At 42.4% G+C, this 14577-nt stretch carries 14 protein-coding genes; 4 read left to right on the forward strand and 10 right to left on the reverse strand.

Going from position 1 to position 14577, the window contains the following annotated elements; translation table 11 throughout:
• Window positions 1–88 precede the first annotated feature (88 nt).
• The 6 genes from BacF7301_RS12965 to mnmE all read right to left on the reverse strand — a co-directional run bounded on the left by BacF7301_RS12965 (window position 89) and on the right by mnmE (window position 6339).
• The gene (locus BacF7301_RS12965) at window positions 89–796 is read right to left on the reverse strand and encodes a hypothetical protein (protein ID WP_167963406.1); all 708 of its coding nucleotides are present in this window, start codon (window positions 794–796) and stop codon (window positions 89–91) included.
• 166 nt (window positions 797–962) lie between these two features.
• Window positions 963–2219: a type II toxin-antitoxin system HipA family toxin gene (locus BacF7301_RS12970; RefSeq protein WP_057088031.1), complete on the reverse strand. Its 1257-nt coding sequence runs from the start codon at window positions 2217–2219 to the stop codon at window positions 963–965.
• Between the two features lie 3 nt (window positions 2220–2222).
• Window positions 2223–2525, reverse strand: coding sequence for a helix-turn-helix domain-containing protein (locus tag BacF7301_RS12975; RefSeq protein ID WP_057088310.1), 303 nt, complete (start codon window positions 2523–2525; stop codon window positions 2223–2225).
• A 66-nt stretch (window positions 2526–2591) separates the two neighbouring features.
• A complete protein-coding gene (locus BacF7301_RS12980; RefSeq protein ID WP_118216077.1) occupies window positions 2592–3698 on the reverse strand; it encodes a site-specific integrase in 1107 nt (368 codons plus the stop codon).
• A gap of 88 nt (window positions 3699–3786) precedes the next feature.
• Entirely contained in the window at window positions 3787–4695 is a 909-nt protein-coding gene (locus tag BacF7301_RS12985; protein ID WP_167963407.1) for a helix-turn-helix domain-containing protein, read from the reverse strand.
• Window positions 4696–4941: 246 nt separating this feature from the next.
• Window positions 4942–6339, reverse strand: coding sequence for a tRNA uridine-5-carboxymethylaminomethyl(34) synthesis GTPase MnmE (gene mnmE / locus BacF7301_RS12990; RefSeq protein WP_167963409.1), 1398 nt, complete (start codon window positions 6337–6339; stop codon window positions 4942–4944).
• A 134-nt stretch (window positions 6340–6473) separates the two neighbouring features.
• Between mnmE and BacF7301_RS12995 the strand changes: the two genes are divergently transcribed.
• Window positions 6474–8381, forward strand: coding sequence for a PAS domain-containing hybrid sensor histidine kinase/response regulator (locus BacF7301_RS12995; RefSeq protein WP_167963411.1), 1908 nt, complete (start codon window positions 6474–6476; stop codon window positions 8379–8381).
• Window positions 8382–8462: 81 nt separating this feature from the next.
• On the forward strand, window positions 8463–9122 hold the full coding sequence (locus BacF7301_RS13000) for an NAD(P)-dependent oxidoreductase (protein ID WP_167963413.1): 660 nt from the start codon (window positions 8463–8465) through the stop codon (window positions 9120–9122).
• 87 nt (window positions 9123–9209) lie between these two features.
• On the opposite strand, the gene BacF7301_RS13005 is transcribed toward BacF7301_RS13000, so the two are convergent.
• From BacF7301_RS13005 to BacF7301_RS13020, 4 genes are all read right to left on the reverse strand, one after another.
• Entirely contained in the window at window positions 9210–10088 is an 879-nt protein-coding gene (locus BacF7301_RS13005) for a nucleoside phosphorylase (protein ID WP_167963415.1), read from the reverse strand.
• Between the two features lie 157 nt (window positions 10089–10245).
• On the reverse strand, window positions 10246–11247 hold the full coding sequence (gene floA, locus BacF7301_RS13010) for a flotillin-like protein FloA (RefSeq protein WP_167963417.1): 1002 nt from the start codon (window positions 11245–11247) through the stop codon (window positions 10246–10248).
• Between the two features lie 22 nt (window positions 11248–11269).
• Entirely contained in the window at window positions 11270–11740 is a 471-nt protein-coding gene (locus BacF7301_RS13015) for an NfeD family protein (RefSeq protein WP_167963419.1), read from the reverse strand.
• Between the two features lie 17 nt (window positions 11741–11757).
• The gene (locus BacF7301_RS13020; RefSeq protein ID WP_167963420.1) at window positions 11758–13179 is read right to left on the reverse strand and encodes a tetratricopeptide repeat protein; all 1422 of its coding nucleotides are present in this window, start codon (window positions 13177–13179) and stop codon (window positions 11758–11760) included.
• Between the two features lie 184 nt (window positions 13180–13363).
• On the opposite strand from BacF7301_RS13020, the gene BacF7301_RS13025 reads away from it, so the two are divergent.
• Together BacF7301_RS13025 and BacF7301_RS13030 are read left to right on the forward strand one after the other, a co-directional pair.
• Window positions 13364–14110, forward strand: a complete 747-nt coding sequence (locus tag BacF7301_RS13025; protein WP_167963422.1) for a PP-loop family protein — start codon at window positions 13364–13366, stop codon at window positions 14108–14110.
• 24 nt (window positions 14111–14134) lie between these two features.
• Complete coding sequence (locus BacF7301_RS13030; RefSeq protein WP_167963423.1) at window positions 14135–14506, forward strand: DMT family protein; 372 nt, start codon at window positions 14135–14137, stop codon at window positions 14504–14506.
• Window positions 14507–14577: the final 71 nt, after the last annotated feature.

Genomic DNA, 14577 nt, shown 5'->3' on the forward strand with positions numbered 1-14577 from the left:
ATGATTTTAGTTGTATATCAGGATGTTAAGGTGCATGTAAGGCTGCCCATGTAATGTTGCAGCCCAAAGAGAGAGTAGAAATTAATATTTATAGTTTCTCCTTAATCTTGATAATGCATGTTCCTTCTGCTCTTAGTTTTCGTTTTATAGTGGAAATCTCACTTTCCTTTAGTCTTTCGGCAAATACCCGTTTGACAAAAGTTGCTGTCTCTATTCCTGTTTTCTTGAACTGGTTGCCGATATTCCAACCGAAGTGCATTAAATCTATTGATTTTAATGTAGCATCAACAGCAATGGGTATTTTTATCTGTTTGCATTCATTCTCGGTAGCATATTGAAAGAAGCGGATATGCTCACAGAGTTGTTGCAACTCACTCTCGGTCAGATATAACGCAAGTTCCTGTACGGTGTAGGTGAGGACGTTTTCTAAAACCTTTGCTTGTTCTTGCTGAATCTTCTGCTGAGCAGTCTGTTTATACTCGTCGTAGTTGGGAACAGAGATTTCTCCGTTGGGCATAGACCCGATAGGCTCGACCTCCGGTTCGCATTCTATTTGCGGATACTTCTTACTAACGGTCCGCTCTATCACAGGCAGCAACCATACGTCAATAATGGATTGAAAGCTGAGATAAGCGGCTCCGAGCAACAAACACACTATGACAAAAGCCACAAGTCCGGAAAACTCATCCATTTGTAGTTCCGAAATCACAAGCAGGCGCACCAGTACAGCAATGCTGAGTATTGATGCAAATAGAATACTGTAAATAATAATGTAGTCGTACTTTCTTGCTGCCATATTAATCAATAGTTATCATTTGTGCGCAAATATATACTAATAACTTATTGATTTAAAATTTCCGGGCTATGTGACAGCTTATGTCGTTGAAGTGGTAGTCTTTGTCTACCCTTACAAGAGGTAAATCCACAATAGCAAAAGTTGCTACTGTGGATTTAAAGACTATTCAATACCGAAAAGCTCCGGCATTATCTTCTTGTTCAGAACGTGAAATTCCATATTGGGTGGCAAGTTGTTGCCAATTTGATACTACTTTCTTTGTGTGATTTATTATTTCATTCGAGGTTGCATTATCTAATCCGAAATAGGCAGCAACACTCAATGCTAATTCGAAGTCAAGAGAATTATCATCTTCTGAAATATTCAGTTTTAATCCCATGCCATGTTCATCTGGGTTGATGTCGTATGCAGGTGAGAGTGTCCAACCTTTAGGCGTAAGCAGGAAACCATGATTGCGAAGATGGTCATCGCAATTCGATACAGCGATATTGAAAACGATGCGTCGCCATAATTGTTCGAGATTCTGCGACACATTGTCGCAATTTCGTCCAATCCACTCTGCAAGTTCTAAATAGCTGACGCCTTCTGCCGAGTTGGTACCATCCGTATAACCCAACAATGTCATAGCAGAAGCAAAATGTATTCGTTTTCCATTTATCCTATCAAATCGTTTTGTGAGAAAAGTATGCTGTCTGTTGCTGAACTTTTGTGCCCTGCTTTCAGCCATCTCAATACCGCATTTTCTTGCCATCTCTGCGGTAACAGCTTCCCATGCTCCCATATCTTTGGTATCGTGTCCGCTTGGGAATTTTGCAATCCAAAGTGCTCCATTATTATCCAGAATATTTGCTTTTGGGCGAGCCCCTCCTAATGAGGAACCGGGTGCTATGAGCATATTGAGCCACTTGGCATATTCTGCATCGTCTTTCAAATTCTCTTTTTCCAGTTGAAGACTTGCATATTCAAGGTCACGAATGGATGTCCACGGTGGTGTTGCCATGGCTTTATTATTGTCCATAAATTCATCATCGGGCGATAGTTTAAATCGTAAAGCTCCCATTCGGTTGCCATCGTAAACACCTAATAGATAATCAGCTTCGGTGAGTGTTCTGCTCGGTCTGTTTTCTAAGCGAGCATTGATCGCTTCCCGTCTGCGCATCAACATACGTCCCCAACGATCCGGAGATGAATCGAGAAACATTCCAAAATTACTTTTGTCGGCCGGCAAGTATTGTTTTCCTGAGAATTGGGCTAAGTCGGGATCCAAGACTCTGAATTGTTTGTAGGTTAGCCAGTCAGTGTTATTCTCAAAAGAAAACACTTCTTTGCCGCGTAATACTTCACTATGCAACACACCCATTTGAATTGGAGAATCGCTTTCTTGCCAATCCATATATACATATATATCTTTGATCTGTGCCATTTTCTATTTTTTTGAAGCTCGTTTTTTTACTGTTAATTTAACGTCTTGCAATCTACGACCAAGTTCATCATCTTTTGCGACTAATAAAATATCCTTGTCCAATCCAAGGACTGCTAACACGCGAAAATAATACCCGATAGCGACACCCTCGTCTCCTTTTTCTATCTTGATAAGTGTGTTTCGTGATATCCCGGCACGCTCTGCAACTTGTTCTGAAGAGAGGTCACGGCGGAGGCGTGCATATTTGATATTTTCTCCTAAGGTTGTCAGCGTTCGCTGTTGACTGGGTAATAAAGCTCTTTTCATGATTATAATGTATCTGATAATGCGCAAATATAATTAATATTGTTCATGATTGCAAGCATTATTGGTCTATTTTAGAGAGATCTTATTTGCCGACTCCCGTTTCTTTTCACTTACCAGTTCCGCATATATTTGCGTAGTCGATACGTTCCGATGGGTCAGCATCTTGCTGACGGTGTAAATATCTGTTCCGGCAGCAATTTGAATGGTCGCAAAGCTATGCCGAAAGCAATGGAAAGTGATATGTTTATTTATCTTAGCTTGCTTTAGCCAGTTTTTAAGCGGGTAATTTATCATGCTTCGGCTAAGTCCCTTAAACACTTTCCCCGTTCCAACCTCTCCACAAAGTTCGAAAGCCTCGTGGCTGATGGGGAGCGTGGCTTCGGTTTTGGTCTTTTGAGTGCGGATACGAATACAATAGCCGTGGTCGGGGGCAATACCGAAGTCCGACCATTGTAGGTTCATGATATCACTGATACGAAGTCCTGTCAGACAAGAGAACAGAGAGGCCGCTTTGAGAACAGGGATGTCGCACGGTGTTGCAGCTAACTGTTTCACCTCGTCCAATGTTAGATACTCTTTCTTTACGTCCTGACATTCTATCTTATCCAGAAAGTCGTTGATATTCTCACGTAGCAATTTATCACGATACGCTATTTTTAGCAAACCTCTGAATGTGGAGTAGTACCCTGCTGCGGAGTTCAGAGATACTTTGTGCCGCGTATGCTTTAGCTGTTTGGCATTCAGCAGATAAGTTCTGAACCGCTTGCATAGATCAACGTTCACTTCACCAAACGAGCATTTGCCCTGCACGAAGTTAGAAAAATGGGCGTAGACCACTTTCCATTTCTGATCTTTGCTACGCGTCATTTTGGCAAAGTAGGCTAGGAAATCAGCTTTCATCTTGTGCTTGTCTAAGAAGCCGAACTCTTCATTGATTAACGACTGCACCCGGATACAGCGAATCGCTTCTGCCTTGTTCAGCATATCGTTGTTGAACTCACGCTCCATTTCATTCTTTGGGTGAGCGTAGATATAGATACCGAGATATTCCCGACGGCTCATTTGCATCGTTTCGGGGTTACGAACTGCCGGATAATAATCCAGATAAAGTGAAATTTTGTCGTTACGGATCGCTCTTTGACGTACTGTAACTTTGGTACATGTGTGTGTCATACAATTGTTATTCAAAAAGTTATACATCTAAATTTGGTGGCAAAGGAAATCAGTGATGCAACGGTGACCACCATCACCGTTGAATAATTTACTCTATTTTGGGTGCTTCAAAAAGCTTATCGAGTTCAGGCCGTGAGATCTTGACGTATTTGCCCACTTTTACCCGTGGAATATTGTGATACTTGGCATAATGATAAAGTTGATCACGTGTAAGGTTAAACTTCGCCATTGCTTCAGCCACCGTATAATATTGCGGTTCATCGGGCTGAGCTATTCCTTTGGCAATATCAAAGTGCTTTTTAGAGTAACTTACCATAATCCCCTCTTTCTTTTTAGGAACTGCATTCTTTGAAGCAAGCGTATAGATGGCTGCTAAACTCATACCGAATTTATCCTGAATCTCCTGTACGCTGTACCACTCAGTGATTTCCGGGTCAGCAGCTTTCTTGCCGAAATAATTATCAATATGCTTTTTACTCCAGTAAGTTTTACCACGATTAAAAGTTCGTGGAATGTTATGCTTCTTAGCAACCACAAATATCCACGAATCAACTACATTATATTTCTCTTTGACTTCGGCGGTGGTGTAGAACTCGGTGATAGGAACTTTCTCTTGTGGCAGTCTTTTATTATAGGTAGCACTACTTTCAAAAAGCATATCTATGTCTTTTCTTCTAATAAGTGTCTTTCCTTTAAATTGAACAGCTTTTATCGTTTCATCTGCCAAATAACGATAGATAGTTGCTCGACTAATCCCTAAAAGCTTGGCTGCCGCAGTAGGAGCGAAGAATTCCCTTTGTTCTAAATCCTTCAAGGGTTCATTATACTCCTTGAAGGATAACTCTTTTTGATAGGCGGATATACGCTCTTTTCTAACTCTCTCTTTGTAAGCTAAGTTGGCACACTTATGAGAACAATAGGCTGTACTCATTTTATGTGCTGTGAAAATCTCTCCACACCACTTACATTTCTTCTGAATGTCAATGTTACTACTCATTTTTTCGCTTGTTATTTCGCCAAAACTGTCTCATGGCGTCTCACCACGTCTCATGATGTCTCAATTCTCTTGCACCTATCCGGTGAGAAATAGGTTGCAAACCTCCGAGACCCAAATACGGTACAAAAATGAGCTGAAAAACGAGTATCAACGATGACTATCGCTAATACGAGCAAAAAGAAAGGCGCTCATAATGAACGCCTTATCAATCAATAGTAATATATGCTAATCGTTGGTAATCACCAATTATTTCCCGATGCAAAAATGCTGAAAGATATTCTGAAGCACCATATCATTTGTAACTTCCCCCGCAATATCTGAAATAAAGAAAATGCACTCGCGTATATCCTGCGAAAGAAAATCACCTGAAATATGCATATCAAGTCCATTCTGTACTCGATGAATAGCATCCAAAGCCTTACTTAAAGCCTCGTAATGTCTTACATTTGTTACGATTATATCATTCTGCGTAACCGTAGGTAAATGCGCCGCATCAATAAGCATTTTTTGTAACCCACTAGTATTTCCTCTTTGCTTAGCTGAAATAAAAACATGTTCTGTAGATTCTTTGGGAAAATCCTTCAATAAAACGGATAAATCTTCTTTTTGATATTCTTCAATTAAATCAGCCTTGTTGAATACAACAATCAAATGCTTTCCTTCACAACGTGGAACTATCTTTTCTGATAACTGTTCAATCTGCGATGCAGCATTTACCGAATCTACCATCCAAAGAACGATTTCCGCCTGATCCAGCTTTTGGAAAGTGCGTTCAATGCCCAGGCTTTCAATCGTGTCGTTCGTTTCCCGGATTCCGGCAGTATCAATGAATCGGAAAGTAATTCCACCGATGTTAATCGTATCTTCAATTACATCACGAGTTGTTCCGTGAATATCGCTGACAATCGCTTTCTCTTCATTCAATAAAACATTCAACAAAGTAGATTTTCCTGCATTCGTTTCACCAATGATAGCCACGGGGACACCATTCTTGATGGCATTGCCCACACTGAACGAATGAACCAGACGGGAGATGACCAGCTCTATCTCATCAGCTAATTTTCGCAATGCCGAACGGTCGGCAAATTCAACATCCTCCTCGCTGAAATCCAGTTCCAGTTCGATCATAGAGGTGAAGTTCAATAACTTGTTGCGTAAGTCAGTCAGTTCCTTGCTAAAGCCACCTCGCATTTGGCTCATAGCCAGTCGGTGAGTAGCGGCGGATGAAGAAGCGATCAAGTCCGCCACAGCTTCCGCCTGACTTAAATCCATCTTGCCATTGAGGAATGCGCGCTGCGTGTACTCTCCTGGTTGAGCCATACGGCAACCATTCTTGATAAGCAGTTGCATCACCTGCTGGAGAATATAAGAAGAACCATGACAAGTGATTTCCGTACTATCTTCCCCCGTATATGAATGAGGAGCACGGAAAAGGCTGACAAGTACTTCGTCTATAATCTCCTCTCCGTCGTAGATACGTCCGAAAGTCAAGGTATATGGTTTCTGCTCATTGAGTAGTTTCTCGGCTTTTGCCGGTTTGAAGATAAGGCTGGTGATGGAAATAGCTTTCGGGCCGGAAACACGGATGCTTCCGATAGCACCGCCTTGAGCGGTGGCAATAGCACAGATAGTACCTTGGTTCATTGTATTTCTTTTTGGATAGTGCAAAGATAATCGTTTCTGAGTAAAAAATATAAGATTCGGCACAACTTGTACTTTATTTGTTTATATTTGCTGCCGTGCAGTAACACACCAAACAAAATAATACAATAATGCTTATGGAACTCAATACAAATTTATCATCCGCAAATGAGAACACCGAAATCATACGGGAGAATTCTCAAAAAATACATTCTGTACTTGCTGCACATCAGATAGCTTTGTGGGAATATGATATATCGACAGGAAAATGTTCTTTTGCTGACGACTATTTCCGTGTACTCGGCTTGAAGAAAGCCGGTATAGTTTTTGAGGGTATAGATGACTTCTATCGGTTTACCCATCCTGAAGATATTGAAACTTATCAGACGGCTTTCGCCAGGATGCTGGCGTCGGACTCCAAGACATCACAGATAATGGTCCGCTGTATAGGAGAACATGGCGAGGTCATTTGGCTGGAAGATCATTTCCTGTCTTATAAAGGATGCAATGACGGTCAGCCGGATAAATTATTGGCATATACCGTCAATGTCACTTCACAGTGCGAAAAGGAACAGCATATCAAGTATCTGGAAAAACATAACCGTAAGATTATAGAAGCATTGCCGGAATTCATTTTTATTTTCGATGAAAACTTCTTTATAACCGATGTCCTGATGGCACCGGGTACAATTCTGCTTCATCCTGTGGAAGTGTTGCGAGGTGCGGACGGACGAGATATTTATTCGGAAGAAGTCAGTGAACTGTTTCTTTGTAATATTCGGGAATGTCTGCAAGACGGGAAGTTGAAAGAAATAGAGTATCCGCTTGAGGTAGACGGAATCCGGCATTATTTTCAGGCACGCATTGCCCCCTTTGAAGGAAATAAAGTGCTTGCTTTGATACATGATATCGGTGACCGGATTCGCCGTTCCCAAGAATTGATTGAAGCCAAACGGCGTGCGGAAGATGCTGATAAGATGAAGTCAGTCTTTTTGGCAAATATGAGTCATGAGATTCGTACTCCGCTGAATGCTATTGTCGGTTTCTCGGAGATTATCGCAGTGACGGAGAACGAAGAAGATAAAATGGAATATCTGGAGATAATTCAGAGAAACAGTAACTTGCTGTTACAATTGATTAATGATATTTTAGACCTGTCACGTATTGAATCGGGAAAGTCGGAAATGCACTTTCAACAAGTTGAAATCTCCGGCCTGGTGGATGAAGTGGAAAAAGTGCATCAGTTGAAGATGAAGTCGGATGTAGAACTGAAAGTCATTCGTCCCGTGGGAGAGTACTGGACGTCCACAGATCGTAACAGGGTGATGCAGGTGCTTTTCAACTTTTTGTCGAATGCCATTAAAAATACGGAAAAGGGATGTATTACGTTGGGTTTGAAGCATGAAGGGAATTGGCTGAGGTTGTATGTCAGCGATACGGGATGCGGAATATCCAAAGAGAAACTTCCGCAAATCTTTACCCGTTTTGAGAAGCTGAATGACTTTGTGCAGGGAACAGGATTAGGACTTTCTATTTGCAAAAGTATTGTCGAACGTTTGGGCGGTCGCATTGAAGTGACTTCGGAGCTAGGAGAGGGGAGTACGTTCGCTCTTTATTTGCCTTACCAGGAAATGCCGGAAGAAGTGGTCGAAAGAAGTCTTGCTTCCAAGAAAAGTGTAGCTGCGGATAGGCGTAAAAAGATATTGGTTGTCGAAGATATAGAGTCCAATTTTGCACAACTTAATATTCTTCTGAATAAGGAATATATTATTTCATGGGTGCGTAATGGGGAAGAAGCCGTTAATAGCTTTATCCGTGAAAGGCCGGATTTAATCCTGATGGATATTCGTATGCCGGTGATGGATGGCATCCAGGCCACCGAAAAAATACGTACCATCTCTCTTACAGTACCTATTATTGCAGTCACGGCATATGCTTTTTATACGGAACAGCAACAGGCCATTCAGGCAGGATGCAATGCGGTTATTTCCAAACCATACTCAATGGAGAGACTGAAAGAGACGATAGAATCTTATATCGGATAAATAATTCCCGACGGGGGAAGCCAACATTTTGAAAGCAGGGATGTTATTAAAGTAGTAATAACATCCTAAATTTGTTGGAATATGAAAAAAGTAAAGAAGGTCGTCCTCATAGGCGCGAGTGGTTTTGTTGGCTCGGCTATATTGAATGAGGCTCTGAATCGTGGCTTTGAAGTTACTGCCGTGGTTCGTCATCCTGAAAAGATAAAGATAGAAAATGAAAATCTGAAAGTAGTGAAGGCGGATGTGTCTTCGCTCGATGAAGTGGCTGAAGTTTGTAAAGGAGCAGATGCCGTTATCAGTGCATTCAATCCGGGATGGAGCAATCCTAATATATATGATGAGACAATCAAAGTCTATCTGACTATTATTGATGGGGTAAAGAAGGCAGGAATTAACCGTTTTCTGATGGTTGGCGGTGCCGGTTCTTTATTCATTGCTCCGGGATTGCGATTGATGGATTCCGGCGAAGTACCTGAAAACCTTTTACCGGGAGTCAAAGCGTTGGGAGAATTCTATCTGAATTTCCTGAAGAAAGAAAAAGAGGTAGACTGGGTGTTTTTCTCTCCGGCAGCAGATATGCGACCGGGTGTACGTACCGGACGCTACCGTCTTGGCAAAGATGATATGATTGTAGATATTGTAGGAAACAGCCATATCTCCGTAGAGGATTATGCTGCTGCGATGATTGATGAACTGGAACATCCGAAGCATCACCAGGAGAGATTCACTATTGGATATTGATAAGAAAACAAATGGAAAAACGGCTTGAATCAACATGATATGCATGTAAGATTCAAGCCGTTTTTTTATTCTTTAGATAAGTCTGTTTTAGATTCTGTCAAGAACAGTCTTAATCAATGTATCAATCGTATTCTTATATCCGGTATTGGCTTCTTTAATCAGTCGGTTGGCAATCACCATACAGACAGTCATCGCCTTATGTCCCATCAACCGGCTAAGTCCTGCCAAAGCCGAACTCTCCATCTCGAAGTTAGTAATCTTGAAACCTTTGTATTCGAATGCTTCAATCTTGTCATTCTGTTTCGGGTCTGCCAACGGCACACGAAGCTCACGTCCCTGCGGACCGAAGAATCCACCGGCGGCAATCGTCACGCCGCGTACCATGTCATCTTTGGCAATCCGGTCAATCAGTTCTCCGCTGGCATCAATCACATAAGGAGCAGGGGCACACATATTTCCCGACCAACTCATATGGTTAAGGAAAGCACGTTCGAAAGGCAAATCACATACCTCATTACGTCCGGCATAAAAATTCAATAACCCGTCGAAGCCGATGGACTTCTGCGAACAAACGAATGTACCTACCGGAGTATTAGGCTGCAAACCTCCACACGTACCGATACGCACCAATTCCAATGGACGGAAATTATCCTTCTCTTCCCGAGTATTAAAGTCGATATTGGCGAGAGCATCCAATTCATTCATTACAATGTCGATATTATCGCAACCGATTCCGGTAGAAACCACCGTAATCCGCTTTCCTTTATATGTACCCGTGATTGTTTTGAATTCGCGGCTTTCCACTTCACATTCTTTGTTTTCGAAATGAGAAGCTACGAGCGCTACACGTCCGGGGTCGCCTACCAGGATTACTTTATCTGCCAGCCATTCGGGCTTTACGTGAAGATGGAATACTGAGCCGTCTTCGTTGATAATCAGTTCAGAGGATGGAAAGTACTTTTTCATGTTATTGAAAGGTTTTAGTTTTACAATATGATTGTATCTATAAATAGAAACGCCGGAACCGGATTTAAGTTCAGAAGAAGCATCTTTCTTTTTCCGCAGGGGAGGGAGAATGCATCTTGGGACCGAAATGAAACCGGGTTCCGGCGTTTGCAGTAACTTATTTGCTCAATGGCTGATTGCCTGTATTGCCGGTAGTCGGTTTGGCAATTGTTTCGCGCATCGAGGTATCCGCTTCGATATTCTTCATCTTGTAATAATCCATAATACCCAGATTACCACTGCGGAAGGCCTCTGCCATTGCCTTAGGAACTTCCGCTTCCGCTTCGATTACTTTAGCGCGGGCTTCTTGTGCTTTAGCCTTCATTTCCTGTTCGGAAGCGACAGCCATAGCACGGCGTTCTTCCGCTTTCGCCTGGGCAATATTTTTGTCGGCATTAGCCTGGTCAATCTGCAAAGCAGCACCGATGTTCTTACCTATGTCGATGTCCGCAATATCAATAGACAGAATCTCGAAAGCGGTTCCTGCATCCAATCCTTTGCGAAGTACCAGTTTGGAGATAGAATCCGGATTTTCGAGTACCGACTTATGATTTTCGGAAGAACCGATGGATGAAACGATACCTTCACCTACACGGGCGAGAATCGTATCTTCACCTGCGCCACCGACCAACTGGCGAATGTTGGCACGTACCGTAACACGGGCCTTGGCAATCAACTGGATACCATCTTTGGCAACAGCCGTTACAGGTGGAGTGTCAATTACTTTCGGGTTTACCGACATCTGTACGGCTTCGAATACGTCACGTCCTGCCAAGTCGATAGCGGTAGCCATCTGGAAAGTCAGTTCGATATTCGCTTTCGATGCAGATACCAGCGCATGAACAACTTTTTCGACATGTCCGCCGGCCAGGTAATGGGCTTCCAGTTCATCACGGGTGATGTCTCTCAAACCGGCTTTGTGAGCTTCGATCATGCCCGGAACAATGATGTATGGCGGAACATTACGGATGCGCATTAGAAATAATTGTATCAGTGAGATGCGTACGCCCGACACTTTGGCCGATAGCCAAAGGAAGAACGGTACGTAATGGAAAAATATTATCAGGAAGATAATACCTCCGGCTATCAGAAAGATAGGCAAGTAGAAAGATGATTCCATTGATAGTTTGTATTAGTGAATATTATTTTTTATGTTTCTCAACCATGATTGTTCCGTCACTGATGCGGGCGACGATGACCGGAGTCTTTTCGTCCAGGAAACCATCCATTGATTTTACTTCAACTATTTTGTTGTTAATCTCTGCATAGCCGATTTGTGCGAGACGGGTAGTGCTGATACCTGTGTCACCGACTTTCACACTTTGTTCTGCGCTGCGGTCTACCTTCGAGTCAATGTCTTTTTTCAATGCCAGCTTATCCAGCATTTTCGATCGCATAAACCAGACTAGCGACCCTATACAGGCAACAGCTGATATACCCAAAGTGACAAACCCTCCTGCCATTCCTATATTGGCAAATGCATAGTAGTTGGCATAAAGGATGCAAACCAATGCCGAAATTCCGGCCAGGCTGATGCCCGGGATGACAAACAGTTCTACAAGAAACAGTATGACTGCGGCAATAATGAGAACGGAGATAATGAGTATATCCATAGTTCAGTGTTATTAATTTATTTAGTTTTTTCTGCGTTACGTACATTGACTTCAAGTGCGTCCAGTTCGCCTGACATTTGCAACACTCGTTTCTCAAGGTCGAGGATGGCGGGAGCCATTCTGTCCTTTCCCTGCTTGTTGCTAGTGGAATATTGCTGACGCAGACTCTTCAGCTTTTCCTCCTGTTGCTGATAGTCTTTTTCCATCTGTTGATAGCGTTGGAAAAGCTGTTTGGCCTTGGCGGACTTGAAGTCATTCATCAGATAATACGTTGTGTTATCATCAATGACAAATTCAAAATCAACGACACGGCGTTCTTTCGGCTTGTGGCTGATAGCAGCTTCCAGGCGTTGCAATGCTTCGCTGACTGCCTGCTTATCCTTCCAAGTCTCTTTTAGTGAATGGATTTGCGCCAGACGGATAATCTGTTTCTGTTCCATTGCTTCGTAATTATAAGTCTGCTTTGAATGATTCGGGATGAATACGTAGATGCAAACTTTTCCTTCCGGTTGAAAGCGGTCGGAAGCAAACCAGCCCAGGTTATTATATTCGTCGATGACATACATATAATCATTGTATGGAGAATTGAACGGCATTCCCACATTTTCCGGTACGAGATAAGTGTCGCTGTTCGTGTTGTAGCGGGTGACGAAAATATCATATCCTCCCAATCCTTCACCGTCACTTGCATAATAAATAGTAATGCCGTCCGACATTACATACGGATAATTGGCATTACCGGAAGCGTTGATGCTGCCGGGGAGCGGACGTCCGTTACTCCATTCGTTCAGCAGCTTATTCTTTGAGAATATGTCCAGATTGCCTCTTTCTCCCTTCTCGCTGTAATAGATTTTATTTCCGATTTCGGTTTCGTAGACAGTTCCTTCATGCGCACCTTCTGTCTGGAAGAATTCGTTGAACGTGAACAGCTTGCCCGATTCTTCGCTGATTTTATAAGCATTCAGAAAAGTAGCTTTATCCACAACGAAGCTGTCGATAATGCAAACATCTTCCACACCTTTCAGCATACGAAGGTCTGCTTTGCTCTTTTCCAACAACCCTTCGGCTTCTTCTGTCGGTCTTTTGCGCTTCTTCAAGTCGGCGATATATTCTTCAAAACATTCTACCGCTTCTTCAAAGCGATAAGTTTCATTATAAGCCTGCCCCAAGTAGAGCTGACCGCTGGCTACGCGTTTCTTCACTGCCATTTCGAGCGGTTTTACCGCTTCCTCGGCTTCTCCGGTTTTCAGGCAACATACGCCGTACCAATAATTATAATTTCCGTTGGAAGGTTGGGATTTTGCATACTTTCTGAATACAGGCTTGGCTTTTTCGTAATCACCTTTTGTAAATAAGGTGCGTGCCTGTTCGAGTGTTTGTGCAGAAACTTCACCAAGGAAGAGGCTGCAAAATAAAAATAGAATATATTTCCCTTTCATCGTTATTTATCGTTTATGAGTGACGGATTGTTTGAAAGTACTGTTACTTCCGGGCATCTGTCAATTTTTCAATTGTTCAAAAGTACAAATTTATTAGAAATAAACCCTTTTTCAGAGATTCTATTATGTTAATTCTTCTTTAAATCATTCTTTTCGCTTACTTTTGCAGCCGATTTTTGAAGATATGGCACAATTTACAGAAGAAGAGAAAACCATTCGCCGCATTGATAGGCGGTTCAACAAAGGAGTGGTGCAATATGGGCTGATAGAAGAAGGGGATAAAATTCTCATCGGATTGTCGGGCGGGAAAGATTCGTTGGCGCTTGTAGAACTGTTGGGCAAACGCGCACGTATCTACAAACCTCGTTTTTCTGTCGTTGCCGTCCATGTGGTGATGAAGAATATTCCTTATCAAAGTGATAATGAGTATCTGAAAACGCATTGCGAAGCGTATGGAGTGCCTTTTCTCCAGTACGAAACCTCGTTCGACCCCTCTACGGATACACGCAAATCTCCCTGTTTCCTTTGTTCGTGGAATCGCCGGAAAGCCTTGTTTACGGTTGCCAAGGAACAAGGGTGCAATAAAATTGCTTTGGGGCATCATATGGATGATATTCTGGAAACTCTGCTGATGAATATCACTTATCAGGGGGCATTCAGTACTATGCCGCCCCGGTTGGTGATGAAGAAGTTTGATATGACGATCATCCGTCCGATGTGCATGGTTCACGAATCGGATTTGATAGAATTGGCGGCTTTGCATGGCTATCGGAAGCAAGTGAAGAATTGTCCTTACGAATCGCAATCCAGCCGAAGCGATATGAAAGGTATTTTGCGGCAACTGGAAGCGATGAACCCGGAAGCCCGTTACAGCCTTTGGGGAAGCATGACGAATGTACAGGAAGAATTATTACCGGATAAAATAGATTAAATAGATAAATTTGAATAGATTGTTATGAAAGGAATATATACTATTTTGCTGCTCATCGTGTCTAATGTCTTTATGACATTTGCCTGGTACGGACATCTGAAAATGAAACAGGAATATAGCTGGTTTGCCGCTCTTCCGTTGATAGGTGTGATTGCTTTTAGCTGGGCAATTGCTTTTTTTGAATATTCATGTCAAATACCCGCGAACCGTATCGGATTTATCGGTAACGGTGGCCCTTTTTCATTGATGCAGTTGAAGGTGATTCAGGAAGTGATAACTCTTGCCGTCTTTATGGTATTTACAACGGTGTTTTTCAAAGGGGAAGCGTTGCATTGGAATCATTTGGCGGCATTTGTCTGTCTGATTGCGGCGGTGTATTTTGTGTTTATGAAATAAAACAGAATGTTTTAACTTTTCCTATATTCGGCAGTGTGTGCAAATTTTGCACATACTGCCGAAGTGACTCT

The sequence above is a fragment of the Bacteroides faecium genome, assembly GCF_012113595.1.
In the GTDB taxonomy this organism is placed as follows: domain Bacteria; phylum Bacteroidota; class Bacteroidia; order Bacteroidales; family Bacteroidaceae; genus Bacteroides; species Bacteroides faecium.